This window comes from Streptomyces sp. NPDC043685, from assembly GCF_056436585.1.
The window spans coordinates 119,380-144,040 of the sequence record NZ_JBWKCH010000010.1; the positions used below are offsets into that span (position 1 = coordinate 119,380).

The 24,661-nt window shown below is 68.6% G+C and carries 26 protein-coding genes; 8 read left to right on the forward strand and 18 right to left on the reverse strand.

The genetic code is table 11. The features are described 5' to 3' along the window. Nucleotides 1-16: 16 nt before the first annotated feature. The 6 genes from AC0665_RS30075 to AC0665_RS30100 form a co-directional block, all read right to left on the reverse strand. A complete protein-coding gene (locus tag AC0665_RS30075) occupies nucleotides 17-1,723 on the reverse strand; it encodes a PP2C family protein-serine/threonine phosphatase (protein WP_478610266.1) in 1,707 nt (568 codons plus the stop codon). Continuing rightward, nucleotides 1,707-2,069: a hypothetical protein gene (locus AC0665_RS30080; protein WP_478610267.1), complete on the reverse strand. Its 363-nt coding sequence runs from the start codon at nucleotides 2,067-2,069 to the stop codon at nucleotides 1,707-1,709. Before AC0665_RS30080 ends, AC0665_RS30075 begins: the two co-directional genes overlap by 17 nt. Further along, entirely contained in the window at nucleotides 2,066-2,500 is a 435-nt protein-coding gene (locus tag AC0665_RS30085) for an anti-sigma regulatory factor (protein ID WP_478610268.1), read from the reverse strand. Before AC0665_RS30085 ends, AC0665_RS30080 begins: the two co-directional genes overlap by 4 nt. Continuing rightward, nucleotides 2,484-2,870: an STAS domain-containing protein gene (locus tag AC0665_RS30090; protein ID WP_478610306.1), complete on the reverse strand. Its 387-nt coding sequence runs from the start codon at nucleotides 2,868-2,870 to the stop codon at nucleotides 2,484-2,486. The genes AC0665_RS30085 and AC0665_RS30090 overlap by 17 nt, the downstream gene beginning before the upstream one ends. A gap of 35 nt (nucleotides 2,871-2,905) precedes the next feature. Then, a complete protein-coding gene (locus AC0665_RS30095) occupies nucleotides 2,906-3,805 on the reverse strand; it encodes an STAS domain-containing protein (RefSeq protein WP_478610307.1) in 900 nt (299 codons plus the stop codon). 137 nt (nucleotides 3,806-3,942) lie between these two features. Then, complete coding sequence (locus tag AC0665_RS30100) at nucleotides 3,943-5,106, reverse strand: PP2C family protein-serine/threonine phosphatase (protein WP_478610269.1); 1,164 nt, start codon at nucleotides 5,104-5,106, stop codon at nucleotides 3,943-3,945. 148 nt (nucleotides 5,107-5,254) lie between these two features. On the opposite strand from AC0665_RS30100, the gene AC0665_RS30105 reads away from it, so the two are divergent. Then, on the forward strand, nucleotides 5,255-5,740 hold the full coding sequence (locus AC0665_RS30105) for a MarR family transcriptional regulator (protein WP_478610270.1): 486 nt from the start codon (nucleotides 5,255-5,257) through the stop codon (nucleotides 5,738-5,740). Nucleotides 5,741-6,215: 475 nt separating this feature from the next. Here the strand turns inward: AC0665_RS30105 and AC0665_RS30110 are convergent, their stop codons facing one another. The 7 genes from AC0665_RS30110 to AC0665_RS30140 form a co-directional block, all read right to left on the reverse strand. Next, a complete protein-coding gene (locus tag AC0665_RS30110; protein WP_478610271.1) occupies nucleotides 6,216-6,647 on the reverse strand; it encodes a hypothetical protein in 432 nt (143 codons plus the stop codon). A 194-nt stretch (nucleotides 6,648-6,841) separates the two neighbouring features. After that, the gene (gene coaD, locus AC0665_RS30115; RefSeq protein WP_478610272.1) at nucleotides 6,842-7,309 is read right to left on the reverse strand and encodes a pantetheine-phosphate adenylyltransferase; all 468 of its coding nucleotides are present in this window, start codon (nucleotides 7,307-7,309) and stop codon (nucleotides 6,842-6,844) included. 366 nt (nucleotides 7,310-7,675) lie between these two features. Continuing rightward, complete coding sequence (locus AC0665_RS30120; protein WP_478706275.1) at nucleotides 7,676-8,545, reverse strand: carbohydrate ABC transporter permease; 870 nt, start codon at nucleotides 8,543-8,545, stop codon at nucleotides 7,676-7,678. 17 nt (nucleotides 8,546-8,562) lie between these two features. After that, nucleotides 8,563-9,510 (reverse strand): carbohydrate ABC transporter permease, encoded by a 948-nt coding sequence (locus tag AC0665_RS30125; protein WP_478610274.1) that lies wholly within the window; start codon nucleotides 9,508-9,510, stop codon nucleotides 8,563-8,565. An 11-nt stretch (nucleotides 9,511-9,521) separates the two neighbouring features. Next, nucleotides 9,522-10,697 (reverse strand): ABC transporter substrate-binding protein, encoded by a 1,176-nt coding sequence (locus AC0665_RS30130; RefSeq protein ID WP_478610308.1) that lies wholly within the window; start codon nucleotides 10,695-10,697, stop codon nucleotides 9,522-9,524. 427 nt (nucleotides 10,698-11,124) lie between these two features. Next, nucleotides 11,125-11,745 (reverse strand): DinB family protein, encoded by a 621-nt coding sequence (locus AC0665_RS30135; protein ID WP_478610275.1) that lies wholly within the window; start codon nucleotides 11,743-11,745, stop codon nucleotides 11,125-11,127. 187 nt (nucleotides 11,746-11,932) lie between these two features. Beyond that, nucleotides 11,933-12,741 (reverse strand): IS5 family transposase gene (locus AC0665_RS30140; protein WP_478706193.1). Its coding sequence is split into 2 segments (ribosomal slippage): nucleotides 11,933-12,402 and nucleotides 12,402-12,741, totalling 810 coding nucleotides; the frame shifts between segments, so codons are not numbered across the junction. Between the two features lie 39 nt (nucleotides 12,742-12,780). Here AC0665_RS30140 and AC0665_RS30145 point away from each other — a divergent pair. The 3 genes from AC0665_RS30145 to AC0665_RS30155 all read left to right on the forward strand — a co-directional run bounded on the left by AC0665_RS30145 (nucleotide 12,781) and on the right by AC0665_RS30155 (nucleotide 16,673). Further along, entirely contained in the window at nucleotides 12,781-13,092 is a 312-nt protein-coding gene (locus tag AC0665_RS30145; RefSeq protein WP_478706194.1) for a hypothetical protein, read from the forward strand. Between the two features lie 257 nt (nucleotides 13,093-13,349). Next, nucleotides 13,350-15,608 carry an nSTAND3 domain-containing NTPase gene (locus AC0665_RS30150; RefSeq protein ID WP_478706195.1) on the forward strand — a complete coding sequence of 753 codons (2,259 nt, stop codon included), beginning with the start codon at nucleotides 13,350-13,352 and terminating at the stop codon, nucleotides 15,606-15,608. 309 nt (nucleotides 15,609-15,917) lie between these two features. Beyond that, complete coding sequence (locus tag AC0665_RS30155; protein ID WP_478706196.1) at nucleotides 15,918-16,673, forward strand: ASCH domain-containing protein; 756 nt, start codon at nucleotides 15,918-15,920, stop codon at nucleotides 16,671-16,673. 220 nt (nucleotides 16,674-16,893) lie between these two features. Here AC0665_RS30155 and AC0665_RS30160 read toward each other — a convergent pair whose 3' ends face one another. From AC0665_RS30160 to AC0665_RS30175, 4 genes are all read right to left on the reverse strand, one after another. Then, complete coding sequence (locus tag AC0665_RS30160; RefSeq protein WP_468639276.1) at nucleotides 16,894-17,307, reverse strand: VOC family protein; 414 nt, start codon at nucleotides 17,305-17,307, stop codon at nucleotides 16,894-16,896. Further along, nucleotides 17,304-17,888 carry a dihydrofolate reductase family protein gene (locus AC0665_RS30165; protein WP_478706276.1) on the reverse strand — a complete coding sequence of 195 codons (585 nt, stop codon included), beginning with the start codon at nucleotides 17,886-17,888 and terminating at the stop codon, nucleotides 17,304-17,306. The genes AC0665_RS30160 and AC0665_RS30165 overlap by 4 nt, the downstream gene beginning before the upstream one ends. 178 nt (nucleotides 17,889-18,066) lie before the next feature. Next, the gene (locus tag AC0665_RS30170; protein ID WP_478610280.1) at nucleotides 18,067-18,672 is read right to left on the reverse strand and encodes a dihydrofolate reductase family protein; all 606 of its coding nucleotides are present in this window, start codon (nucleotides 18,670-18,672) and stop codon (nucleotides 18,067-18,069) included. A 185-nt stretch (nucleotides 18,673-18,857) separates the two neighbouring features. Beyond that, nucleotides 18,858-19,619 (reverse strand): alpha/beta fold hydrolase, encoded by a 762-nt coding sequence (locus AC0665_RS30175; protein WP_478706197.1) that lies wholly within the window; start codon nucleotides 19,617-19,619, stop codon nucleotides 18,858-18,860. 171 nt (nucleotides 19,620-19,790) lie between these two features. On the opposite strand from AC0665_RS30175, the gene AC0665_RS30180 reads away from it, so the two are divergent. After that, the gene (locus AC0665_RS30180) at nucleotides 19,791-20,360 is read left to right on the forward strand and encodes a DUF6328 family protein (protein ID WP_478706198.1); all 570 of its coding nucleotides are present in this window, start codon (nucleotides 19,791-19,793) and stop codon (nucleotides 20,358-20,360) included. A gap of 138 nt (nucleotides 20,361-20,498) precedes the next feature. On the opposite strand, the gene AC0665_RS30185 is transcribed toward AC0665_RS30180, so the two are convergent. Continuing rightward, the gene (locus AC0665_RS30185) at nucleotides 20,499-21,692 is read right to left on the reverse strand and encodes a PP2C family protein-serine/threonine phosphatase (protein ID WP_478706199.1); all 1,194 of its coding nucleotides are present in this window, start codon (nucleotides 21,690-21,692) and stop codon (nucleotides 20,499-20,501) included. A 321-nt stretch (nucleotides 21,693-22,013) separates the two neighbouring features. On the opposite strand from AC0665_RS30185, the gene AC0665_RS30190 reads away from it, so the two are divergent. The 3 genes from AC0665_RS30190 to AC0665_RS30200 all read left to right on the forward strand — a co-directional run bounded on the left by AC0665_RS30190 (nucleotide 22,014) and on the right by AC0665_RS30200 (nucleotide 24,278). After that, nucleotides 22,014-23,003 (forward strand): SDR family oxidoreductase, encoded by a 990-nt coding sequence (locus AC0665_RS30190; protein ID WP_478610284.1) that lies wholly within the window; start codon nucleotides 22,014-22,016, stop codon nucleotides 23,001-23,003. Between the two features lie 298 nt (nucleotides 23,004-23,301). After that, nucleotides 23,302-23,658, forward strand: a complete 357-nt coding sequence (locus AC0665_RS30195; RefSeq protein ID WP_478706200.1) for a PadR family transcriptional regulator — start codon at nucleotides 23,302-23,304, stop codon at nucleotides 23,656-23,658. Further along, on the forward strand, nucleotides 23,655-24,278 hold the full coding sequence (locus AC0665_RS30200) for an HAAS signaling domain-containing protein (protein WP_478706201.1): 624 nt from the start codon (nucleotides 23,655-23,657) through the stop codon (nucleotides 24,276-24,278). Before AC0665_RS30195 ends, AC0665_RS30200 begins: the two co-directional genes overlap by 4 nt. Nucleotides 24,279-24,661 lie beyond the last annotated feature (383 nt).

Genomic DNA, 24,661 nt, shown 5'->3' on the forward strand with positions numbered 1-24,661 from the left:
CTTGCGGTCGAGGGTTTCAGGGCCGGCCGCACAGCAGGAGACAGACGTCGTCGTCGCGCTCGGAGTCGTGGAGCAACGGTTTCAGCAGTGACTCCGCGGCCGCGTACAGGTCGTTTTCCAGGTCGGCGGCGCTCAGCGCGGCCAGGGCCTGGCCGAGCCGTTGGATTCCGGGTTCGATGCCCTGGGTCCGGCGCTCGACCAGGCCGTCGGTGTAGAGGGCGAGGGTCGAGCCTGGCGGGAGGACGAGGGTGTGGTCCTGGTACTCGTAGGGCAGAGGGACGCCCAGCATGATCCCGGGTTTGTGGTCCACGGTCCGGACGGCGCCCTGTGGGTCGCGCACGAGGGCGGGCGGGTGCCCGGCGGACGCCCAGAGGACGGTGGGGTCGCCGGGACGGAAACGAGCGATGACCGCGGTCGCGTACAGCTCGTGATGCTGGCCGCGGACCAGGCGGTGCAGGCGTGTCAGGATGCCGGCCGGGGTGTCGCTCTCTATGGCGTAGGCGCGGAGCGCGGTGCGCAGTTGCCCCATCATGACGGCGGCGCGCAGTCCGTGGCCGGTGACGTCTCCTACGGCGGCCAGCAGGCTGCCGTCGGGCTGCACGAAGGCGTCGTACCAGTCGCCGCCGATGTTGAGACCATGGGTGGCCGGCAGATACCGGGCCGCCAGGAGCAGGTCGGGTGTGGTGGGCAGCTCGGTGAGCTGGGCCCGTTGGAGGGCTTCGGCTGTGTCTCGGTGCTGTTCGTAGCGGCGGGCGTTGTCCAGGGCGATGCCGGTGCGGCGGGCCAGTTCGACCAGCATGACGGCCTCGTCGGGGTCGAATCGGGTGCCGGCCGCGGTGAGGGTCAGTACGCCCAGGAGGCCGTGGCCGAGGAGCGGAACGCACAGCAGGGCGTGTTCGCGGTCCAGGGCCGAGGGTGGCAGGTCGTCGACCCCGGGCAGGCCACCGGGGTGGGCTGCGGCGTGCTGAGGCCGTCCGGTGCGTGCGGCGACCACCGCGGCGGCCGGGTGATGACCGTGGGGCGTGGCGGAGTCGTCGTCGAAGAGCCAGACGTCGACGTGGCGGGCGTAGCGGGGGACGAGGAGCTCGGGTAGCCGGCGCAGGATGTCCTCGTGGTGGAGGGACGCGGTCACGCCGTCGCTGGCGTCGGCGAGGAAGGTCAGCAGGCGCCGTGCGTTCTCCGCCTGAGCCCGTGCGCGCTGTTCGGCCTTCAGCAGGTCCCGTTGGCTGTGGTCGGCGGCGTCCAGCTCGGCGTGGAGGGCCATGACGCCCTGATTGGTCTGGTGGAGTTCGTCGCGGTGGGAGCGGACCAGTTGTTCCTGCGCGTGCAGTCGGTCGAGGAGCTCGGCGGTGTCCTCGTCCGCGGCAAGAAGCGCCTCGGCGATCTCCTCGACGTCTGCGGGGGTGGTGGTGTCCGCCTGTACGGGGCCGGGGCACTCGATGGAGAGCCGCCAGGGGCGGCGGTCGCGCGGTCCGCGGTGGGCTCGGCGCACGATGACGTCGATGCGGCCACGCCCGTCGGTTCCGGCGTGCGTGCGGAGCAGCAGCTCCCAGCCTCCGCCGTGCTCGAGGCACTGCCGCAGTGTGCCGGCGACCTGTGTCAGGAAGCGGGCGCGGTCGACCAGGGGCACGCCGGCCGCGGCGGTGAGTCGGGCCGCCGCGTTCCGTGCGTGGGCGGCGTCGGTGGCCGAGTCGATCGCCCAGGTGTCAGGGGTGGCGTTCATGGGTGCCTGCCCGGCTGTCGGGGGCCGGTACGGCCACGCTGGTGTCGTCACGCCGGGAGCGGGCAGCGCTGCCGGCGTCCCGCATGACGGCTGCGGCCACTCTGGCCAGGCCGTGGTCGAGGAATGCGGGGTCGTCGGGTGGCGTCCAGCGGGTGGGCAACCAGGCGCCGCGGAGGACGAGGAAAGTGTCCCGGTGCCGTGGCAGGTGGTGGTCGGCCTCGGCCGGGGGGAGACCGATCCCGCTGTGCGGGGCGAGACGGGCCCGGGCGCCGACGGCTTCGGCTGCTACGCGGATCTCCCACACTCGCGTGGAGTCGTGCACCGCTATGTCGCGGGCCCTGCTCATCCGTGGTCCGCGCGGGGGTGGGGCATGGGGGTGGCCCACGCGGTGATGGTGATGGTGGTGCCCTCGCCGGGGCGGCTGTCGATGCGGAAATCCTGGACCAGGCGCTTGGCTCCGCTCAGGCCCAGCCCCAGTCCGTTGCCGGTGGTGAAGCCGTCGGTCATCGCCTGTTCGAGGTCGCGGATACCGGGCCCGGAGTCGGTGAAGGTCAGGCGCAGCCCGCTCGCCAGCGCGGTCATCTCCAGTTGGCCGCCACCCCCGTGGATGAGGGTGTTGCGGGCCAGCTCGCTGGCCGCGGTGACGAGTTTGGTCTGCTGCACGAGCCCGAAGCCGAGGGCGGCGGCGGTCTGCCGGACCTGCTGCCGCGCCCACGCCAGATCGATGTCCGAGCCGATCGGCAGCCTCGTTGTGTCCGTGTCAGGAGAGATCTGCACAGTGCGCCCTCCGGGTGTGCGGCGGATCGGTGGCCGGGCCGTGCCCGAGCAGGGACAGGGCCTGCTCGACGTCGCGGGCGGTGACCAGCCCGGGCAGGGCGAGACCGAGCTCGACCACCGTGATGGCGACCGCGGGGCGCATTCCGGCAAGGACGGTCCGGGCTGCCATCAGACGGGCGCTGGAAGCGATCTCGGCCAGCACACGGCCCAGGAACGAGTCGACGACATCCACACCGGATATGTCGATCACGACACCGGTGACCGGGCTGTGGGCGATGCGACGGGTGATGGCGTGCTGGAGCTGCTCGGCCGTACCGTCATGCAGTTCACCCTGCACGGTGATCAGCAGGATCCCGCCGAGGGTGAGCACAGGCACCCGGGTCGTGTGGCCCTGCCCGGATCCGGTCAAGGCAGGTTCACGCCCGCCGGGGTGCCGGGAGCGACCACGATGCCTTGCTGGCTGAGCGCGTAGGCCAGCGCGTCCTCCAGGCTGGAACGGGTGAGCACCGTGCCGAGGTCGATGCCCAGGTGGACGATGGTCTGCGCGATCGCGGGCCGGATGCCGGAGACGATGCACTCGGCACCCATCAGCCGCGCCGCCGCCACGGTCTTCATCAGGTGCTGGGCGACCAGCGAGTCGACCGTGGGCACGCCCGTGATGTCGAGGATGGCGTACCGGGCACGCTCGGCGACGATCGCGTCCAGCAGGCTCTCCATCACCACCTGGCTGCGCGCGCTGTCCAGGGTGCCGATCAGCGGCACGGCGACGATGCCTTCCCACAGCTTGATCACCGGGGTGGCCACTTCCAGCAGCTGCTCGCGTTGACGTTCGATGAGCTGCTGCCCCTGACTGAGGGTCGTCTCCATCACGACCAGGCGCAGCGTGCCCATCAGGAGAGTGAGAGCCAGCACACATTCCTGCGCCTGGTCGCCGGCAGGATCCGGGAACTCTCCTCGAAGAAGCGTTACGGCAGGTCGGCGCAGGTCCGCTACCTCGGCGGCGACCTGCGCCGGGTTCGATCCGGTGCGCGCCCGGGAGGACGCCATCCGGCCCAACTGCTCACGCACTTTCTGGAAGCCGGGCGCCGTGATGTCCTCCAACCGGCCGGAGATGGCCACCTCGGAGAGAGCCTCGACCACGGCCTTGCACGCCTCCACCGCCTCGTCCCGGGACACGGTGAACACGGAGCGGAAGAGAGCGGCGTCGGCCCAGCGCTGGGCGACCTGCTCCTGCCTGAGCTGGAGAAACTCGCCCACCTGACGCGCTGCCGGCTCCAAGGCCGGGTCTTGCTCCGACACCTGCATCTTCTCCTTGCACACGATCCTGACGGTCCGCCCGCGTGGGAGACCATCAGGCAATTATTGTCGTACGGCAAACATTAGCGCTGGGTCCGTGCAGCGAACAACAGTCGATCGCGAGCGGAAACCCCGGCGTGACGGCTTCACCGCCCGTGCCAGTCCAGGCACATCACCAGGGCGTCGTCGTCCGGGGTGGGCTGGCCGCGGTGGCCGGTCAGTTCGCGCAGGATGGCTCGGGGCACCTCGGCGGCCGGCAGCAGCCGGGTCGACTGGATCGCCCGGTTCAGGGCGGCGTCTCCGTAGGCCTCTCCGCGCGGCGAGGCGACGGCGTACACCCCGTCGCTGACGAAGACCAGGCGGTCCCCGGGCTCGACGTGGAAGTCCTGGGCCACGTAATCGGTTTCCTCGAACATGCCGAGCGGCAGCTGCGCTTCGAAGGTGATCCGCTCCACGGTGCCGCCCCGCAGGCGCAGCATCTGGGGGGAGCCGGCGTCCACCACCCGGACGCGCCCGGTGGCGAGGTCGAAGTCGAACATCAGCACCGACAGGTAGCAGCGCCCCCGGTAGTGCGCGAAGACGGCCTGGTCGGCCAGGGCGGCCTGGTCGTCGATGGAGATGCCGGCTCGCCGGGCGTTGCGCAGAGCGTTGATCGCCAGGTTCGTCAGCAGGGAGGCCTCTATGCCCTCCCCCATGCCGTTGGTGACGTAGAGCATGAGCCGGTCCGCCGTCGCGGACCAGTCGAAGTTGTCGCCGAAGATCGCGTACGCGGGCTCCAGCTGCGCGCCCAACTCGTATTCGGGACTGGCGCAGGAGCGGCCCGGCAGCAGCTGCCACTGCATCTCGGCGGCCAGCGTGAGCCGGTCCTTGCGCCGGGCCTGGAGGTAGAGGTCGGTGTCCCGCTCGGCGACGGTCACCTCATGTCCCAGCACTTCGGCGATGTCGGCCAGTTCCCTCAGGCAGTCGTCGACCTGGTCGGCAGGCAGCGTCACCGAGAGCACACCCAGTCGATCGCCCCGCACGCTGACGGGCAGATGGGCACGTACCTGAGGGCTGCCCGGCGCTGCGGGTTCGACGAAGGGCTCCTGGGCGGCGAAGGCCCGGCCGGCCGGGCTGTTATGGATCGACACCGGTTCCATGGTGTGCGGGAGCACGGACACCGGCTGCAGCACCGTCAGCCCGTAGTCGGCCATGAACAGCTCGACGGCCTCGGCCGCGTACTGCTCGACGAGAACGCGACGTACAGCGTTGAGCAAGTCGTGGGGGGCCGCTGTACGCAGTGCACGTTCAGCAGCCACATATCTGTTCACGATGGTCGATACACCAATCTATCGCCGGGCGGCCACAGGCATCACCCGCATGACAAAGCCGCCCAATCGGCCCTGCCGATGTTCCACGCCATCTCTGGCCCTTGCCCGCGCCGAGTACGCTGGCAGTCTTCCCAGTGCCTGCGAGAGTGTGACCGTGACTGCCTTCCGCCCCCGCCGAGAGCCGAACGAGGTCGCCCGCGTGACTGCTACGGCCGCGGAGCTGCTGGAAGTCCTGTGGGGCCGTGCCTCGACGGCGCCGGCCTCCGCGTCCCAGTTGCGCGTGCTGCTCATCCTCGAGCACCACGAGCGCATCAACCTGCGCACCCTGGCCGCCTCCCTCGCTTCCACTCCGCCCTCGACCAGCCGGCTGTGCGACCGGCTCCAGGCCGCCGGGTTGATCGAGCGCGAAGGGAGCCAAGCCGACAGACGTGAAGTGCACCTGCGCCTCAGCAGTCGGGGCAAGGCCTTTCTCGCGGATCTGCGGGCCCGCAGGGAGAAGACGCTCCAGGACGTCCTCGACCAGATGTCGGCAGCCGACCGGCACGCACTCCTGCACGGCTTGGAGGCATTCTGCGCCGTGGTGACGGCCCAGATACACGACGATGCCGAAGAGCCCGGCAGCCAGAGCGCCTGAGCGGCACGGCGCACCGCCGGCCTCCCGGACACCGACACCTGCGGGCCACCAGCACACGGAGCGGCCTCCGCAAACATTGCCGTCCCTTCCCGTGCACGTCTGACACGGCTACTTTGTTGCCTCATGGCTATAGTTGTCAAATGGCAACTGTTTGGGCTGCGATCACATAGAGTTTTCGGTCAGCTGCGAAACGTAGCCGCAGTCGACAGCACCAGGCGCGGGTTGTGTTTCCCGTAGCGGCTCTCCTCCCCCGGCTCAAAGCTCTGGCCGACGCGAAGCGTGTGGTCAGGTGAGAGCTGAGCCGTCGGGTCCGCCGTACCCCGGGCCCACCAGGCACGCGACCGCCTGAGGCTCGGCTCGCGCGGTGGCCGTCATCCTCCGCATTCCGGGCCGGTCGGCTACCGCGAGCGCCTCACGGCCGAGTCGGGGTAAAGCGCCTCGAGCAGCACCGAACGGCTGCGATCGGCAGGTCTCGCTACAGCTCGTAGTCCTGGGCCAGCTCTTCCCAGCGAATGTCGCGAAGAGAGGGATCGGCGTCCTCGCCCGACGGTACATCCGGGATCGGCTGGAACCAGACCACCGCGAGAGCGGAGTGGTGCAGCACCGGATCGAGCTCAGGATCGACCGTCGTCGAGCTGAAGACACCGATGCACGTCACTGAGGGCAGCGTCTCGACAGGGCCGAAGGGGCCGGCGGTGTCGTCCGGGTACTCCCGGACGGGCGCAACGAGATGAACCGGCAGGAGGGGAAACTCGCGTTCGGCCTCTCGTCGGAGGCCGGTGACCTTCATGTCGTTGAGGCGCTTGCACGGGTAGCCCTCCAACATCCCGCCGTAGGTCGAGGACATCCGCAGCTGAGTGAGCTCGATCGAGCGACCGGACGAGAGGACCACGTGGCTCAGCGGCATGCCGACACCTTATGCGCTCGATTCACGGCAGGTGAGGTGAGGGTCATGTGCGGTTTGAGCATGACAACATGGTGCTGGAGAGCTTCAGGGCCGCCGGCATCGGAATCGTCATTGCCCCGGAGTGAACCGAGTGCCGGTGCGGGCGCTCGGCTCACTCGCACAGCGTGGCACGCCAGGCAGAGTCCGAGAGGGGCTCAACCGGGTTCGTGCTGACCGCTGTTCGGACAGCCGGCGGATACCGGGTCTTCACGGCCCTGTTGACTCACCGCAGTGACGAGCGTGGAGGAGATGTGGGCCAGGGCGGGGTCCGCAGGGATGAAGAACGTTTCGACTCCGGCCAGTTCGCGGTTCATGCGGGCCATCGGCATCTCGTAGTCCAGGTCGGGCACGCCCCGGACTCCGCGGATGACGACATCGATTCCGACTCGGCTGCAGTAGTCGACCAGCAGGCCGCCGGTGTGGGAGTCGACCGTGACATTGCTCAGGCCAGTCGCTGCCGCGCGGAGCCGCTCCAGCCGTTCCGCGACGGGGAGGCGTCCGGTCTTGTTCGCGTTGAACATCACGCACACGACGATCTCGTCGAACAGGAGGGCAGCGCGCCGGAGTACGTCCTGGTGCCCTTGAGTGACCGGGTCGAAGGATCCTGGGAAGAGGGCTCGCATGAGCGGACAGAGTAACCGGCCGCCCCCGCCGGGGAGATGCCGGGCAGCTCCAGTACCTGGACATGGTCACGAACTTCGACCCGAACCGCCTCACCTCCTGGGGCCAGCGTATTTTCAACGGCGCGAACGGCATCGCCGCCACTCGAAGCAGGCCGCGCTCTATTCCTCCGGGCGGTAACGGGATGACCCGACCGTTCCAAGGAGACCGACCGTCTCCACAAGCATGTTCGTGATCGGCGGGCGCGGCTGTCCATGCGCGCCACGCCCTCGATCCGGCACGAGGCGGTCGGGCACGGAAACGAAGCCGGGCGGGAAGGAGGGGAAGCCGGTCATGCGGGAGAGTCCCCATATCACCGTCGCTGGGGGTCATTTGACGGAGCCGCCGGTGATGCCGGCGGCGATGTACTTCTGGGCGAGGACGAGCAGGATCGCCGCCGGCACCGCCGACAGCACGGACGCGGCCATCACCGAGCCCCAGTCGCCGACGTGCGCGCCGATGTACTGGTAGATGCCCAAGGTGACGGGCTTGACGTCGTCGGTGGTGTTGAGGGTGAGCGCGAACATGAAGTCGCTCCAGGAGAACAGAAACGCGAACAGGCCCGAGGTGATCAGCGAGTTGCGGCTCATCGGCAGCACCACCGTGAGGAAGGTGCGCACCGGGCCCGCGCCGTCCATCTGCGCGGCCTCGATCACCTCACCGGGGATCGACACCATGAAGGAGCGCATCAAGACGATGGAGAACGGGATGCCGAGCGAGGCGTCCGCCAGCATGAGGCCGAAGTAGGAGTTGACCAGGCCCAGGTCGACGTAGGAGTTGTAGAGCGCGTTGGCGATGACGATGCCCGGCACCATCTGGGTGATCAGGGTGCCGAACACGATGGTCTTCGAGCCGCGCAGCCCGAACCGTGCCAAGCCGTACGCCGCGGGCGCCGCGATCGCCAGACAGATCACGACCGCCCCGAGCGATACCGCCAGGGAGGTCAGCAGGTTGCCGCCCTGGTCGTCGAGGGCCTTGGAGAAGCCGGACAGATCTAGGCCTCCGGGCACCGGGTCGACCTCCAGCAGACCCGACTCGGGCTGGAGCGCGGTGTTGAGCATCCAGTACAGCGGGAAGAGCATGACGCACAGGATCAGCACACCGGCGATGGTGGAACCCCAGCGACGCCGTGCGGCGGTGGAACCCCGGCGGCGCCGTGCGGCGGTGGAACCCCGGCGGCGCCGTGCGGCGGTGGGCATACGGGAGGCCATGGAGGTCACTTCCCCTCGGTGCGGTTGGCCCGCAGGTAGAACACCGCGAACACCGCGGAGATCAGGATGAGTACGTTGCCGACGACCGCGCCCGCCCCGAAGTCCAGCTGCACGAAGGAGCTCTGGTAGGTGAGCGTGCCCAGGGTCTGGGTGGCGTCGGCCGGGCCGCCGTCGGTGAGGGCGAGGATCAGGTCGAGGATCTTGACCGTCGACATGAAGCCCAGCACCAGCACGACCGTGATGACCGGCTTGAGCATCGGCAGCGTGACGCTGCGGAACGTCCGCCAGGCGGAGGCGCCGTCGAGGGACGCCGCCTCGTACAGCTCCCTGGGGACTTCCTGGAGGCCGCCGTACAGGATGACCATGTTGAAGGGGATGCCGATCCAGATGTTGACCAGGATCACCGACAGCAGAGCCATCTGCGGGTCGGTCAGCCAGGGCGTGTGTCCGTCGAGGCCCAGCGTCTCCAGGAACGAGTTCAGCACCCCGGTGTCCTGGTCGAGAATGCGGCGCCACACGATGCCCGACACCACCATGGGGACCAGCCAGGGCAAAAGGATGAGCGAGCGCAGCACCCCGTTGAGTGGGAAGCGGCGGCTGAAGAACACCGCGAGGGCCAGGCCGATGCAGAACTGGCCGAGCAGCGAGCCTGCGGTGAACACCAGTGTGTGCCACAGCGCCTTGCCGAACAGGGCGTCCTGGAAGACGCCGGCCCAGTTGTCGGTGCCGTTGAACGGCGCCTCGCCGGTGAAGAACGTCTTCGGCGTGTAGTCCTGGAAGCTCATCACGACGTTGCGGACGAGCGGGTAGCCGAAGAACAGCAACATGAAGGCGACCGCGGGGGCGACGAATCCCCACTGGGTGATCCGGCGCCTGCGGCGTAGCCGCTCAGGGTCCGGCGCTGCGGCCGTCTTGGACGCCAGGTCGGGGGCGGTGACGGTGGACGTGGTCATGTGCGCGTACCTCAGTTCCCGCTCGTCGCCCGCTGCTGGGCGCGCTTGAGTGCGGCCTCGCTGGGCTGCCCGGTCAGAGCGGACTGGAAGGCGCTCTGCAGGGCGAGCGACGCCCTCGACCAGCCGGCGCCGAGCTTCGCGGTCCTCGACCGGGCGGCTGCCACCTGGTCGGCCAGTGCGTCCAGTTCCGGCACGCGCTCGCGCCACACGGCGGCGGCCTTGGAGTTGGCGGGCACCATCCAGCTGTTGAGCGCGTAGGTGAGCTGCTCCTTCTCACCGGCGAGGCAGGCGACGATGCGTCCGGCCGTCTTCTCCCGCGTTTTGTCACCGGTGTTGGGCACAGTGAGGACGGCCCCGCCGAGCGGGCCGACCGAGTCCGCGCCCGGCCGGGGTACCGGGATCTGCGCGATGCCCCAGTGCAGCGACTTCTTGGTGTTGAGCGTCTCGACCTGCCACGGACCATTGATCATCATCGCCGCGTTGCCGGCCATGAACTGGTCGTTGACGTCCGCCTGCGTCCAGTTGACCGTGGACTTCGACAGGGAGCCGTCCGCCAGCAGGTCCTTCCAGTAGTCCAGCGCCTGAACGACCCGCGGGCCGTCCAGCTTCGTCTCGTCGCCGCCGTTGGACCACATGAAGGGCGTGAACTGGAAGACGCCGTCCTCGGCACCACCCGCGCTGAGGGCGAGCCCGTAGCGCTTGCTCTGGGTGAGCTTCTTCGCCGTCCGGCGCAACTCGGGCCAGGTGGTGGGCACCTGCACGCCCGCTTGATCGAGGATGTCCTTGTTGTAGAAGAGCGCGAGGGTGTTCACGGACCGGGCGGCGCCGTAGTAAGTGCCTTCGTAGGAGCCGAAGTCGACGATGCCCTCGGGGACGTCCTCGGTGCTGAGCCCGAGGGCCCTGAGGTCGATCAGGCCGCCGGCCTCGGCGAAAGTCGGCATCTCGGAGGCGTCGAACTGGACGATGTCCGGAAGGGACTTGGAGGACGCCATGCGCAGCGCCTTGGTCATCACCTGCGCCGCCGGGACGCTCTGCTGCTCGATGGTGACGCCCAGCCGCTTCCCGCAACGTGCCATCGCCTCCGCGTCCCAGCGGTGGTACGACTCGTCGGTCGAGGAGTTCATCACGGTGTAGACGTCGGCGTCGCGTTGCTGTCCGCAGCCCGTCAGTGCCGCCCCGGCGACCAGGACGCCGACGGCGGCGAACGAGGTGAAGCCCCTGCGGGGTCTTCCACGACAGAGGAGTTGAAGCGCTTCGACCACGTGCGACTGTTGGTGTGGCACTGCCGGCTCCTTCGCCGGTCGATTTTGTTTGATGGGATGACTAATACGTCACGGCCCGACTGTCGCGCTAGCCCCCCGCCCATGGGAGATCATGAAGTTCACCGACGGCTGCTGGCTCGTCGGCGGTGGCGTGCGGCTCTTCTACGCCATTGAGGGTCGTGACGTTCCCGTTGAGTCGAAGCGCTTCACCATTCAGAGAGCGCTGTTCCGGCTTTCAGCCGGGCGAAGACGTGCTCGACTCGGGCTCGCACCTAGAACACCCCCGCTTCGGATGACTCTTTCCCTGATCGAAAGACGGCTGCTGCGCCGGGTGAGTCGCTGGTCGCGGAGGTCAGTGTGCTCGAGCGCGGTAGAGGTCGCGCAACAGGGCCACCTCAGCCCCGTGGTGCAGCAATTCCTGGTTGACCCACCACACGATGTCGATGAACGGCTCGTCCGGGTCACTGCCGTGCGGGTAGGTGCAATACCCCACGGTGTCGAGTGCGGCGTCGTCGATGCTCTGTAGCGCCTCCCGCCAGGCTGCGGCACCGGCGTCGAAGGCCGCGACCGCCCCTGCAGCGTCCCCGCTGACGGGGTAGTCGTCCCGGGTCAGCGTGTGGCCGCCGGCGGTGTGGTCGGCGCGCAAGGCCAGCATTTCGCTGAGGTGGCTCAGGCGCCACGCGATGGTGGTGAAGGGCGGCGGCCAGGGATGCGGGTAGGAGGCGGCGTCGCGTCCCCAGTCGCCGGTGCCGGCCAGAAGAGTCGCGCGCGGCCCCGGCCCCTCCACGCGCCGCCGTACCGACCAGCAGCCAGGCACCGGTTCCCAGAGGTATTCCGGATCGGTCAGGGGGCCAACCTTGGTATCCGTCCCGTCGCCGCTGTTCACGACCGGCCCTGACATGCGGTCGGCGAGACGTTTGCGTGCGAAGTCGAACTGTTCCAGCAGCGGAGTCAGGCGGGACGGTGTCGTCATCGGACGCTCCTGTGTCGAAGTGTTCCGGGGCGATCCGTCAGCCTGGCACAGCCAGCACCACTGCCGCGTCTCATTTCTAGGACCCTCACCACCAGAGTTCACCCGAAGGCGGGTCGCCCGCCGGCTGCGTGTTGGCGCACGACGTCATGAGGTCTCACGCAGCAGTTACGGGACAGCACTGATCGTTTCAGAATGGGCTCCTTAGCCGCCTCAAGCAGATGATTGCGCAGACGAGTTGGAGGAGTCCGTGGTGTAGGTCGGCGGGTATCTCGTAGCGGATGCGTAGGCGTCTGAACTGGTACAGCCACGCGAACGTGCGTTCTACGACCCAGCCGATCTTGCCCCGACCGGAGCCGTGCGGGGCGCCGCGCTGGGCGATCTTCGGGACGATACCGCGGGCCCACACAAGTCGGCGGCACTTGCGGAAGTCGTAGCCTCGGTCGGCGTACAGGCGCTTCGGCTTGTGGCGGGGACGGCCACGCAGGCCCCGAATACGCGGAATCGCATCCAAGAGCGGGATGAGCTGGGTGACGTCGTGCCGGTTGCCGCCGGTCAGCGAGACGGCGAGCGGGGTGCCGTGGCGGTCGACGATCACATGGTGCTTGCTGCCCAAGCGGCTGCGGTCAACTGGTGAAGGCCCGATGTGAGCCCCCCTTTGAGGGCCCTGACGTGTGAGCCGTCGATCGCGCAGTCGTTCATGTCCAGCAGGCTGGCAGGTCGCAGCTCGACGAGCAGGGCCTCGTGCATGCGGGGCCATACCCCCGCCTCCGTCCAGTCTCGTAGTCGCCGCCAGCAGGTGACCCCAGAGCAGCCGATCCGTTCGGCCGGAACGTGCGCCCAGGACACGCCCTTGCGCAGGACATACACGATCCCGGCCAGCGCAGTCCGGTCGTCGACTGGCTTGCGTCCGGGAAACCGGTGCCGCCGCGGCGGCCGGGCCGGGGTTGGCGGGGCTATCCGCTCCCATAGGTCGTTGGGCACAAGATCGCTGTTCACACCGGAAGCGTGCCAGAACAAGGCAGTTGAGGAGGGCGGATGGGCCCGGCACACTCGCCCGACGAGCGACAGCACAACATCGGGCAGCTGGACGGACGCTGGTACCGCGTCCACACCGAGCAGTTCGAGGCCGCGTTCCTGCCGAATGCCGACGAGGACGTGGAGGCCGTCGACAACGTCGATGTCTTCGTGGATCCCAAGGACGGCTCCCGGTGGAGCGCGACCATCATCACCCTGGCTCAGGTCGAGATCCTCATGAGCCGATGGGCCACCAGCGGGGAAGCCCTCGCAGGCCGCTACTTCTGGTGCTCGGATGGGCTCATCACCGTGACGCCGGCATCAGCAACATGACCCGGGTCCTCGCCGGTCTGATCGATACTTGCGAGTTCCCCCAATTGTCCCTCAACTCCTCGACGACTGAAGGCCGTCCGGCCAGCCCGTCCCATTCCGAAACGATCAGTTGGTGCTCCCTCCGTGAGTGTCACCAGCTCCGGGGTCCTGCCGCTGAAGGGCGGAACAGCCACCGTTAAGGCCGCGTCGTGGAGAATGGGTCCGATCGAGCCCCGCGGGAGGACCGAGGGGTACCGGGATGCACGGGCGAAGGCGGCATGGATTCCTTTGAGCTGGGGCGGCTGACAGACCACGACTTCGAGGAGGTGTGCCGGGACCTGTTCACGGAGCTCTTGGGCGTGCCGCTGGAGATCTTTCCGCGCGGCCGGGACCGGGGCGTCGACCTGCGCCATGCCCCGGAAGGCGGTCCTTGCACGATTGTCCAGTGCAAGCATTGGTACCGCAGTGGCCGCGCGAAACTCCTGGCCCACCTGACCGACGAGGAGGTTCCCAAGGTCGCCGCTCTAAAGCCGGACCGCTATGTTCTCGCCACCACCGTCGGGTTGACCGTCGACGCCAAGGAGAAGCTGCGCGCCGCCTTCGCCCCTCACATCCGGTCCACCGAGGACATCCACGGCGTGGATGACATCGTGGCCGCCCTGCGTGAGCGACCACAGCTGGTGGAGCGGCACTTCCGGCTCTGGCTCAGCGGTACGGCGGCACTTGGCGCGCTGCTACACAAGGGCCCGCTGTTGCGCTCCGACTGGCTGCGGCGCGAGCTGGCGAAGGTGGCCCAGACGTTCGTCCCGCACGAGGGCTTCGCGCGTGCCCGGCAGCTTCTCGACGAGCAGCACGTGTGCATCGTGACTGGCATCCCCGGTGCCGGGAAGACCACGGTCGCGCGCATGCTCGCCGCCTGGCGGATGGGCCACGGCTGGGAGGTGCACGAGGTCAGCCAGGACATCGACGAGGTCACAGAACTCTGGCGCGACGACGTGCCCCAACTCTTCCTCTACGACGACTTCCTGGGCCAGACCACGCTGCTGCCCCAGTTCGGCAAGAACGAGGACACGCGCCTGCTGTCCGTGATGCGCGCGATCCGGGACGCGCCAGACAAGGCCTTGGTCATGACGACCCGCGACTACATCCTGGAGGAGGCCCGCCGCAAGCACGATCGGCTGGCCGCCGAAGATGTACGGGACGCTCTCACCGGCATTCGCCTCACCGACCTGGACCTGCTGACCCGTGGGCGGATCCTCTACAACCACGTCGACCGCTCGACTCTCGGACCGCGACAGAAACGGCAGTTCGCCGCTCGCGACGCCTGGCTGCCCGTGGTTAGCCACCGCAACTTCAGCCCGCGCCTGATCGAGGAGACTCTGCGCATCGACCTGAAGCGCGAACCGGACGTCGCCACCGCCATGGTCGCCAACCTGGACGATCCCCGGCGGATATGGGAGCGCATCGTCGAGAACGAACTCACCGACGAAGCCGTGCACTTGCTAGAGATCCTCTTCACGTACGAGTCCGTCGAACTCGTCGAACTGGAGGAGACTTGGACCTGGTATCGCAAGGAATTGGACCGAGAGGCGGACGGCCGCCGCTTCCGTCAGGCGCTCCAGGTGCTCGACGGAACCATGCTCGTCATCGACGAAGGTGCTGTCTCCTTCCATAACCCGTCGATTGCCGACTACATCCGCTTCCACCTCAATGCCGGCCGGGGGCAGTTGGGCGCGCTGCTCGCCTCCTGCGGCGATATGCGGCAGGTCGAACGCCTCGTGGATGCCGGTCGTTTGGCAGACGGCGGCGGCATTCTCGCACAACTGATAGAGCTCAAGCAGGCGTTGACCTCCGCGGTTCTCGGGGCAGAAGACACCGTGGATGACAACAGAGAGGACCACCTTGCGTGGGCCCTCGACACCGCGGAGACCATCGACTCCTCGTCACTGGCGGACTACGTGGCGCAACGGGCCCTGGAACTGCCACAGTGGTCGGAGAACACGAAGGATCTGCTCCGGCTCGCGAACTTGCTGGACGGCAGCCGACTGATTACGCAGGAGGTCTCCGCTGAGTTCCGCGACCTGGTCGACGAACATGTCAGCAGCCAGATCTCGGAGCGTGTGGCCGCCGGCTGGGTCCAGGTGAACAACTGGTATGCGTATCTTGACGAGCCGATCGGATGGTTCGCCGAGGGAACGCTGCTGGACGACATGGTGGAGTGCGCTTTGGAGGAACTGCGTGAACTCGCAGCCGCGCCCGGGAACCTCAGCGAGACCAGTATCGACTACCTCGAAGCGCTGCTGAGCTTCCTTACCGACAACGATGCCCACCTGCTGCACGATGAGGAGTTCCGGGCTGTCGACCGGGTGCGGGAGCAGCTAACCCAGGCGCGGGAGGCTGCATGGCGCTCCCTGGCGGAGCGTTCACCGGACCGAGGCCGACCGGTCAAGCTGCCACCCGACCCCCGTCATGAGCGAGCCGTCGTCGCGGAGTTCATGAGCGGCCTCGGCAACGCGGAGTCGGACGGCGCGGGCTGAACAGTCGCCCTCCCACGTCCGTCACACCCCTGCCCTACTAACAGGTCGTTGCAACACCAGCCCCTGAGGGTGTTGCGATGACCAAGCCACGCCGGAAGGGCCGTTTCACGACGTCAAGGCCACTCGGCAGTGTGCCGATGCCGAAGCTCTCTCTGAAACAGCCAGTTAAGCCGAAACCCTGTGGAGCCTGCCGGCGTGCCGTGGAATGCTCTTGGGCGACTATGGAAGGGACTACTGAAGGAAGGGGAGGTCACAAAGGTGTACGTCCCGCCATCTGCCCGCGCTCTCGATGATGATGAGCGTGAGCTCGTGGAACTGGCACGCCGGACCATAGACGCGCATACCGACGCCGGGCCCGACGAAGATGGGATCCACACGATGGGCGCCGCGGTCATGGCAGCCGATTACCGGATGTTCGCCGGCGTGAACCTCTACCACTTCACCGGCGGACCATGCGCCGAACTCGTGGCTCTGGGAGCGGCGCGAGCCCAGGGCGCCCGCCAGATGCGCTGCATCGTCGCCGTGGGAAACCACGGGCGCGGGGTCGTCGGCCCGTGCGGGCGCGATCGGCAGGTCTTCCTGGATTACTACCCCACCATGCGCGTCATCGTGCCCACCCCCGCCGGGCTCAGGTCCGTGCTCGCCGCCGACCTGATGCCGCTGGCCCAGCAGTGGACCCCGGAGTCGGGCATGAACGTTCTCGACCCGTCGCTCTACCGAGACCCCGAGACGGCCGGTCCCCCGATCATCCGGTTCAACCCCCGCTACCTCGAAGTCGTCCGCTCCGGCGTCAAGTTCAAGACCACCCGCTTCCGAGACGCGGCGCAGCTCGGCCCGGCACGGCTGGTGTTTGAGAGCGACCCCGAAGTCGTCCTGTCGGCAGAGGTGACCGGTATCAGGCACTGCCTGGTCAGCGAACTCACCAACCAGGACGCCGAAGCTGAAGGACTGACGACCGCAGCCGAGCTCCAGGAAGCCCTCAAGGGCCACTACCCAGATCTGGCGGGAACCGACGAAGTCGACGTCATCACCTTCCAGATCAACGAGAAGACGGGCGCGGCTTGACCCGCGGATGCGCCAATGACGGCTGGGCCGCAAGTGACGGCGAGACTCAGCGACCAGAACCATCCCGCCGCCCTTCGGCTTCCCTCGGCCCAACCACGGATCTTGACGGCATCGGCGTCCGTCCGCCCCCCCCTCAGCCCAGGCAGCCCCGCCTGAAGGGGCGCGCTCCTGGCTGCGTTTCGGCCAGGCACGCTTTGTCGCTCCGCAGGCCGTGGCCGCTTCAGGCGAAGTCCGCTGCTGTGATGCCGTCAGGATGTCCGGACGGCCACTCCACCAACTCGATCCGGTAGCCGTCCGGGTCCGTGAGCCATGAGGTCTTCGGGCCGTGAGGGCCTCCCGGGTGCTGAACGGGTTCGGGCCTGAGGCCGGCTTCGGTCAGCGTCTCCAGGGTGGTGGCGAGCGTGTCCACCTGGATCGCGAGGTGGTCGAAGCCACTGCCCACGTCGACGGGGCCGGAGCCGGGGCGGTGGACCAGTTCGAGCGAGGCCGCCGGTTCGTCGGGGAACTTGAGGATCACGAGGCGAGCCCCCTCGCCGACCTCGACCCTGCCCAGTTGGACGTAGCCCAAGGCAGTGTAGAAACCGAGCGAGCGGTCCAGGTCGCTGACGCGGTAGGAGACGAACAACGTCTTCACGCCGCCTCCTCGGGTCGGCGCACCCGGTAGCGGAGGTGCGTGACGTCTCGGTCCTCGAGCCGCCGGACGAGGTCGAGTTCGATGTGATCGCCGCCCAGGTGGTCGAACAGCCGTCGCCCCTCCCCGAGGAGGACCGGAACCAGGTGGATCTCCATTTCGTCCAGCTGCCCTGCTCGGAGGAGCGCTTGGGCCGCTCCCGCCCCATGGACCATGACCGGCCGGTCCCCTGCGGCTGTGCGAGCCTGACGGGCGCAGTCGTCGGCGTCGGTGACGAAACGCGCGTGGCCGGGTGGCACATCCCCGTCATCCACCTGGTGGGTGAGTACGAAGATCGGCACGCCGTCATGATGGTCGCCCTGCCAGCGCCCGGCGAGTTCGAAGGTCCGGCGGCCGGAGATCACCGCGCCGGTCGCCAGCGCTTCGCGGTAGACCTGGCCGCTGGGACCGTCGGACTCCCGGTCGTCGAGCCAGTTGAACAGCCGTCCACCGTCGCGTCCGAGCTCCTGTCCCGGCCGATCGTCGGGGCCGGCGATATAGCCGTCCAGCGACATCGACATGTACAGCCGAATCGGATTGTTCATCCTGCCCTCCATCTACTCTGCATGACGACTGATGGGGCGTAGGGGTGGGTGCCAGGGCAGGGGCCGTGACCTACGTCGTGCCGTCCGGTGACAGGGACTCAGGCGATGGAGGCACTGCGACAGCAGGTGCTGCCCTGCCCGCGTTCCCTGCCGACCGAACGCCCCTCGACACCCTCGACTAGTAGCTGTCGTAGCTGGGCTTCCCGTTCGGCCGGTAGACACCGACGACGGTGCCGCCCTTCGTCGTCGAGACGCTGACCGGCTCCAGCGCGGTGGGGATAGCTCCGTCGGCGAACAGCCGCTTGCCGGTGCCGACGATCACCGGGTGGATGGTCAGCCGGTACTCGTCGACGAGGCCGTGCCGCATGAGGGTCTGGGCGAGGTCGCCGCTGCCCACGACGTTGATGTTGCCGCCGTCGGACTCCTTCAGCTTGCGTACGGCGTCGGCGACGTCGCCCTCCAGCAGCGTGGAGTTCTGCCACTCGACGGACGTCAGGGTCCGCGACGCCACGTACTTGTCCATGCTGTTCATTCGATCGGTGAACGGGTTGCCGGGGTCGGCGGTCGGCCAGTACGACGCGAAGATCTCGTACGTCTTGCGGCCGAGCAGCATCGCGTCGGAGGCCTCGTACCAGCCAGCGATGGCCGCGCCGACCTCCTCGTCGGAAACCGGCTTCTGCCAGCCGCCGTACTCGAAGCCGCTCTGGGTGTCCTCGTCCGGGCCGCCCGGCGCCTGCATGACGCCGTCCAGCGTCAGGAACGTGCAAACAATGATCTCGCGCATGGTGCGCTCCCTTCGTCGACAGGTAGACCGCGCAACCTCCGAAAACTCATCGAAGGAGCTCGGCTGGTGCCCCACCGACACAGCAACGCAGGTTCGCCGAGCGGGCGGGGCAGTGCGCGGCGCTTCCTATCGGCGCACATGCCCCGTAGTGGCCTGGCTGCCTGAATGCGAGTCGCGCCGAGGCGTCACGACCACCCTGTCCACGCCCGTGTCAGAAGGTCCGCGGTGGCGGCGGGGTGGGGACGGGGAAACGCGTGCGCGCCGGGTACCAGCAGGGCGTGACCGCTTACGGCACGGCGTGCCAGGTGGTGGGTCCATTCCGCTGGACACAGTGCGTCCTTCTCCCCCGCTGCGACGGTGACCGGGCAGTTCACCGAAGGCATGACGTCCTCGGGAGCGTCCGCCTGGGCCGAGCGGACACAGTTCAGCAGTCGCCGGGGGCCCGCCTTGAGGTAGGTGGGCAGGACGGTCGGCACGACACCCGGGGGCTCATGGACGACCGTGCGGGCGAGCGCGCCGAGGAGCGGACGCATCTGTCGTAGGTGGGGCGGGAAGGTCGGGGAGAGCAGGACGAGGGCTCGGACCCGTTCGGGAGCGCGTACGGCCGCGTGCAGCGCCACCTGGGCACCGGTGGAGTGCCCCGCGAGTACCACGGGCTCCCGTGGAACCACGGCCAGCCACCGTGCCACCGTGTCGGCGAGCGACCCGACTGTCTCGGGGCAGGCCGGTCCGCCGGGTGCGCCGAATCCCGGAACGTCCAGCAGGCGCACCGGCCCCGACCGCGCGCAATGTTCCAGCGTGCGCAAGAGATATCCAGGCGCCCCCAGCCCCGGCACCATCACGACGGGAGTGCCCTGCCGCTCAAGCCTCCGTGTCCCCGCACTGCGTACCACGGCCGATCCGACGTGGTCCCGGTTGACGTACAGGAGCGGGGTCGGTTGCGGCATGACCGACGGGTACCCGGGCGCACCGCTCCCATGGGGTCCTGGGGACCAGGCCGACGGCGTGCAGCCCTCCGCAGCAGCCTGACGGGCGAACCAACCCCTCAATACACACGCCGACCTGCATGAAGATGATCCGGTCAGGGCAAGTGGTCTTCCTGGAATGTGGAGGATGCCATGACCATGACGGAGCAGCCGGTCGAGCGTGCCGGACAGGACACCGCCTGCGGCGCACGCGGTAACAGCCAAGTCCCCGGCCCCGGCGACAACGCGCCGGAAACAGCACGGGAGCGGGTCAACCGCCGCTGGAACGAGATCCTGCAAGAGACACGAGTCGCCCAGACAGGCGTCCAGATCCTCTTCGGGTTCCTGCTCAGCGTGGCTTTCACCCCTCTGTTCCGGGAGCTGGAGACCTTCGATCGCGCCATCTACGTCACGGCTGTGGTGCTCGGCGCGGCGGCCACTGCATCACTCATAGCACCCGTCTCCATCCACCGCTTCCTGTCCGGCCAGCGCATGAAGGACGAGGTGGTGGAGGCCGCCTCCCGCCTGATGATGTGCGGCATGGTCCTCCTGGCGCTGACCATCGGCTCCACCCTCCTGCTGATCCTCCGTGTCGTCATTCCCGGCGTCCTCGCCGAGGTGCTCGTCGGTGGGGTCATGCTGTGGTTCGGTGTGTGCTGGTACGCGCTGCCGCTGCGTCTGCGGCGTCGCGCTGCTTCGCGCTCCCGCTCCCGCGAGGCGTAGCACTCCCCACGGCCATCACCTCGTGCGGTGCGGTCGTCCGGCGCGATCGGCGATCATCGTTCGCGGCCGGCACTAACAACGGCCTCTCTACCTGTTGCGGGCGACCGAGCCGGCCCCAGGAGCAAGCCACGCGCTGGGTCAAACACTGGCGTGCTCGTCGCGACCTCCGGTGCGGGGGCCGTGCCAGTCCAGGCACAGGACGGTGGCGTCGTCTCTGACATGGCCGCCGCAGGCATCGGTGACCGCGTCGACCATGGCACGCACGGCCTCGCGGGGGTGCTCACCGACGGTGTCACGCATGATGCCGGCCATGTCGACGACTTCCGCCTGGCGTTCCTGCATGCCGTCGGTGTAGAGGACCAGGCGGTCCCCGGGAATGAGGTCGATGTCCTGCACCTGGTACGGGCCCTGTGCGGGGACGCCGAAGGGCAGATTGATCTGCAGCTGGACCTCGTCGACTCTGCCGTCGCGCAGCCGCAGAGGCCAGGGGTGGCCTGCGTTGACGAGCTGGGCGCCGGTCCCGTCCAGGGCGATGCGCAGCAGCTGGCCGGTGGCGAAGGTACGGCGGCCGTGGTCGATCAGAGCCTGGTGGGTTCGGCGGGCCTGTTCAGCAAGGCTCGCTCCGGCGCGCCGGGCGCCGCGGGAGGCGTTGACCAGGAGGGTGGCCATGAGGGAGGCATCGACGTCGTGCCCCATGGCGTCGGTGATGGACATGTGCAGGGTGTTGTCGTCGAGGCTGTAGTCGTAGGTGTCACCGGCGATGTCCGAGGCGGGGACCAGGGCGCCGGCGAGGGCGAACTCGGGGGCCTCGCAGGAGGGGGCCGACGGCAGGAGCTGACGCTGGATCTCCGCGGCCAGACTGACGGACGCGGTGCGATTGCCCCAGTGGTAGAGGTCGGTGAAGCGGCGATCGGTGACGATGATGTACGCGAGCGCGTGCGCAGCCTCTTCAATCTGCTCCAGCACGTCCTGTGTGACGTGTGCGAGGTAGAGCTCCAGCACTCCTATGGCGTCACCGCGGTTGGTGACCGGCGCGAGCACCCGCTGTTCCCGCGTCTCCCCCGACACCTGGACCAGTTTCTGCCCGCGCAGAACCTCGTCGTAGACACTCCCGGCCAGCCGGACCTGATCAGCGCCGCGCTCCTGCGCCGTAGCCCCCTCCTCGTGGACCCGCAACAGGCGCCGGCCGACGACGTCCACGAACAGGAACGACACATAGCGAGCACTGAATCGCTCGCGGAGGTTGTGCGCTACGACATCCAGGGAGTGCACGGGCGCGGCAGCCTCCGCCTCTGCCAGCACCTCGGCCAGTCCGATTTGATCACGCTTCACGCAAGCCTCCCTAGGTTACGGACCCTCTTTCCCCCCGGAGGCCCTGCCATCACAACCGTGGCACGTGCCTCATCCCGCGGGCGCCCCGGTGGCGTGCGCGTGTTCCAGCGTGTGCGTGTGCGTGCGGCACCGGAACGTCTGGCGGTGGCGCGACCATCGGCCGGGCGGAGGTGCTTTCCAGCCGCGGGGGTCTTGGGGCCCGGCGTGTCTTCGCCACCCGGCCATGCGCGACGGCGGCGGTGACGCGGCCCTGCGGGGTACTCGTTCCGCCGCGGGGACGTGCCCGAGCGCCCGGCTCGGGCAGAGGTGAGGAGGCACGGGATGCGACTGCGAGACCACGTGGTGGTGGTGACCGGGGCGTCCAGCGGGATCGGACGGGCCACAGCGGAGGCCTTCGCACGCAAGGGCTGCGCCGTGGTGCTGGCCGCGCGGCGCGAGGAGGCGTTGGAGGCCACGGCCCACGCGTGTGCGAAGCATCGCGGGGCACGGACACTGGTCGTGCCGACCGACACGACGGACGTCAAGGCGGTCCAGGACCTGGCACGACGTGCCGTCGAGGAGTTCGGCCGGATCGACGTCTGGGTCAACAACGCGGCCGTCAACGCCTTCGGCCGTTTCGAGGACGTGCCGCTGGAGGACTTCCGCAAGGTCATGGACGTCAATGTCATGGGTTACGTCCACGGGGCCCGGGCGGCTCTCCCGGTGATGCGGGAACAGGGCGCGGGAACGCTGATCAACATCTCGTCGATCGTGGGTGTCGTGGCGCAGCCGTACAGCCACCCCTACGGCATGTCCAAGCACGCCGTACGCGGCCTCGGCTCCAGCCTTCGGCAGCAGCTCCTGGTGGAAGGAGTGCGGGGCATCCGGGTGTGCACGGTGCTGCCGGCCACCATCGACACCCCGCACTTCGAGCAGGCGGCCAACTACACCGGTCGCAAGGTGGTGGCCATGCCGCCCGTCTACACCCCCGAGCGAGTCGCCCGGGCCGTGGTGCGTCTCGTCCGCCGGCCGCGTCGCGAAGTGGTGGTCGGGCCCGCGGGCCGCGCGCTGGTGCGCCAGTCCCGCATGGCACCGGGACTCGCGGAGCGGGCCATGGCACGGCAGACGGACAAGACCCATCTGTCCCGCGACGAGGAAGCGCCCGCCACACACGGCACGCTGCACGTACCGGCCCGGGGTGAGGGGGCGGTGCACGGCGGCTGGTCCGGGGGACGGCGCACAGCGCTGCGCAGGACCGCCATCGCGGCCGCGCTGGCGGGAGCGGCCGTGACCGTCGGGCGACGGGTGGCCCGCGGTCCGGCGGGTGCCTGACGCGTGTGGTTACGGGCTCGAAGGGCTCGGCGTGTGCGGCTCGGGCCTGGGCGTGGGCCTGACGGGGGTGACTACGGGCTCGGCTCCGGGCTTGACGGCTCGGGTCCGGGCCCTGACGGACGCGTGCCCGGGGCTGTCGACACGGGTCATGACCGGCGCAGCCCCGGATCGGCCGACCGCGTGGCCGACAGGAGCCGGACGTCCCTCACGAGTCCGCCCCCGCCAGCCGCCTGATCGCGCCGCTGCCCCATGACTGAAGGCTAGCGGGTACCTACTTTCAGCAGGTACCTTGTCAAGCATGGTACTTCCGGGTGGAGCGCGTTCTGGAGTGAGTCAACTCCGTCGGGGGATCCTGCATTTCTGCGTCCTGGCGCTCCTGCGTGACGGCGAGAGGTACGCCTTTGAACTGGTACGGGAACTGTGCGACGCGCACGGACTCGTGACCAGTGAAGGCACCATCTATCCGCTGCTCTCACGGCTTCGGAAAGAGGGGTGGGTCAACACGGTCTGGAAGGAATCCGACTCAGGTCCTCCACGCCGCTACTACACGCTCACCGCGACGGGGCGACGAGCGCTGGATGAGTTCGCTGGTGAGTGGGGGACCTTCAAAACCGCCGTTGACAACCTGCTGACCAGTGAGGAGAGCCACGAGTGACCTCGAGGCGCAATCAGCTCATAGACGAGTACCTGCACCGCTTGGACAACGCATCTGTCTTCCTTCCAGCTGATCGCCGCGAGGAGCTCAAGCAGGAGATCGTCGAGCACATAGATGCCGGCCTGGAAGAAGCAGACGCCCGGCACGCCGAAGCGGTCCGCACCGTCCTGGAACGGCTGGGGCCTCCCGCGGACATCGTGGCTGCTGAGGTGAGTGGTCCGAGGTCCACTGGTTCCACGCCGGTAGTCGCACCGATCCCTCTTGCCGCCGATGCGACGGATGGACACACGGCTGACCGTCGGGAGCAGCTGCGGCAGGACGACGTTGTCGTTGCCTCTCTTGCCCCTTCGCTGCCTTCACGGAGAAGGACGATGCTGCTGATCGGGGCGGCAATGACAGCAGTTGTCCTCGGCGTGCTGGCCGTCGGCGTCAGCACATCCACCGACGATCAAGGGCAGACAACCCGCTACGAGGGGCCGACCATCGCTCCCTCCGAAGGCGAAGGGCCCGGTAGCACGTCGCCAAGCGAGTGGCCCACGGATGCCGGCGACGAGCCCACCGCGCCGCCCTCCGACGGGCTCTCCGAGGTCCCGGACGAGCCCACGGCCTCGCCCTCCTGACGATCACGCTCCGGCGGCGGGCTTGACTTGCCGACCTGACCTGGGCACCTGATGCCCGTCGATGGCCGCATTTCCGACCTTGGAGCCCCTCCCGGCAGCTCCCTCAGCTCGTGTGCCGAACTGAGGGAGCCTCGCGCTGATGGGCTCCCGGGAACCGACCTTCGCGTACTGACGAGGCTACCCCTCCATGCTTCGGGCGGTGGCTGGATCCAGACCTCGGGACTGCGACGCACTGGTGCAGCGACGCAGAGTATGAGCTGGGGTGGAAGGACGATCTGCCCTACCCCCACGACCCGACGACCCGACGACCCGACGACGGATGGGTCGGCTGCCGTCCGGGTACCCGGGGCGCTTCACGCCCGGGCTTTTCCGGAAGCGATGTG

Excerpts from the sequence above, each read along its gene's own strand:
- AC0665_RS30195 (WP_478706200.1), top strand. The coding sequence starts at position 23,302 with ATGGTACTTCCGGGTGGAGCGCGTTCTGGAGTGAGTCAACTCCGTCGG.
- AC0665_RS30145 (WP_478706194.1), top strand. The coding sequence starts at position 12,781 with ATGGGCCCGGCACACTCGCCCGACGAGCGACAGCACAACATCGGGCAG.
- AC0665_RS30135 (WP_478610275.1), bottom strand. The coding sequence starts at position 11,745 with ATGACGACACCGTCCCGCCTGACTCCGCTGCTGGAACAGTTCGACTTC.
- coaD (WP_478610272.1), bottom strand. The coding sequence starts at position 7,309 with ATGCGAGCCCTCTTCCCAGGATCCTTCGACCCGGTCACTCAAGGGCAC.
- AC0665_RS30120 (WP_478706275.1), bottom strand. The coding sequence starts at position 8,545 with ATGCCCACCGCCGCACGGCGCCGCCGGGGTTCCACCGCCGCACGGCGC.
- AC0665_RS30165 (WP_478706276.1), bottom strand. The coding sequence starts at position 17,888 with ATGAACAATCCGATTCGGCTGTACATGTCGATGTCGCTGGACGGCTAT.
- AC0665_RS30125 (WP_478610274.1), bottom strand. The coding sequence starts at position 9,510 with ATGACCACGTCCACCGTCACCGCCCCCGACCTGGCGTCCAAGACGGCC.
- AC0665_RS30095 (WP_478610307.1), bottom strand. The coding sequence starts at position 3,805 with ATGCAGGTGTCGGAGCAAGACCCGGCCTTGGAGCCGGCAGCGCGTCAG.
- AC0665_RS30080 (WP_478610267.1), bottom strand. The coding sequence starts at position 2,069 with ATGAGCAGGGCCCGCGACATAGCGGTGCACGACTCCACGCGAGTGTGG.
- AC0665_RS30180 (WP_478706198.1), top strand. The coding sequence starts at position 19,791 with ATGACCATGACGGAGCAGCCGGTCGAGCGTGCCGGACAGGACACCGCC.
- AC0665_RS30150 (WP_478706195.1), top strand. The coding sequence starts at position 13,350 with ATGGATTCCTTTGAGCTGGGGCGGCTGACAGACCACGACTTCGAGGAG.
- AC0665_RS30175 (WP_478706197.1), bottom strand. The coding sequence starts at position 19,619 with ATGCCGCAACCGACCCCGCTCCTGTACGTCAACCGGGACCACGTCGGA.
- AC0665_RS30190 (WP_478610284.1), top strand. The coding sequence starts at position 22,014 with ATGCGACTGCGAGACCACGTGGTGGTGGTGACCGGGGCGTCCAGCGGG.
- AC0665_RS30170 (WP_478610280.1), bottom strand. The coding sequence starts at position 18,672 with ATGCGCGAGATCATTGTTTGCACGTTCCTGACGCTGGACGGCGTCATG.
- AC0665_RS30075 (WP_478610266.1), bottom strand. The coding sequence starts at position 1,723 with ATGAACGCCACCCCTGACACCTGGGCGATCGACTCGGCCACCGACGCC.
- AC0665_RS30110 (WP_478610271.1), bottom strand. The coding sequence starts at position 6,647 with ATGCCGCTGAGCCACGTGGTCCTCTCGTCCGGTCGCTCGATCGAGCTC.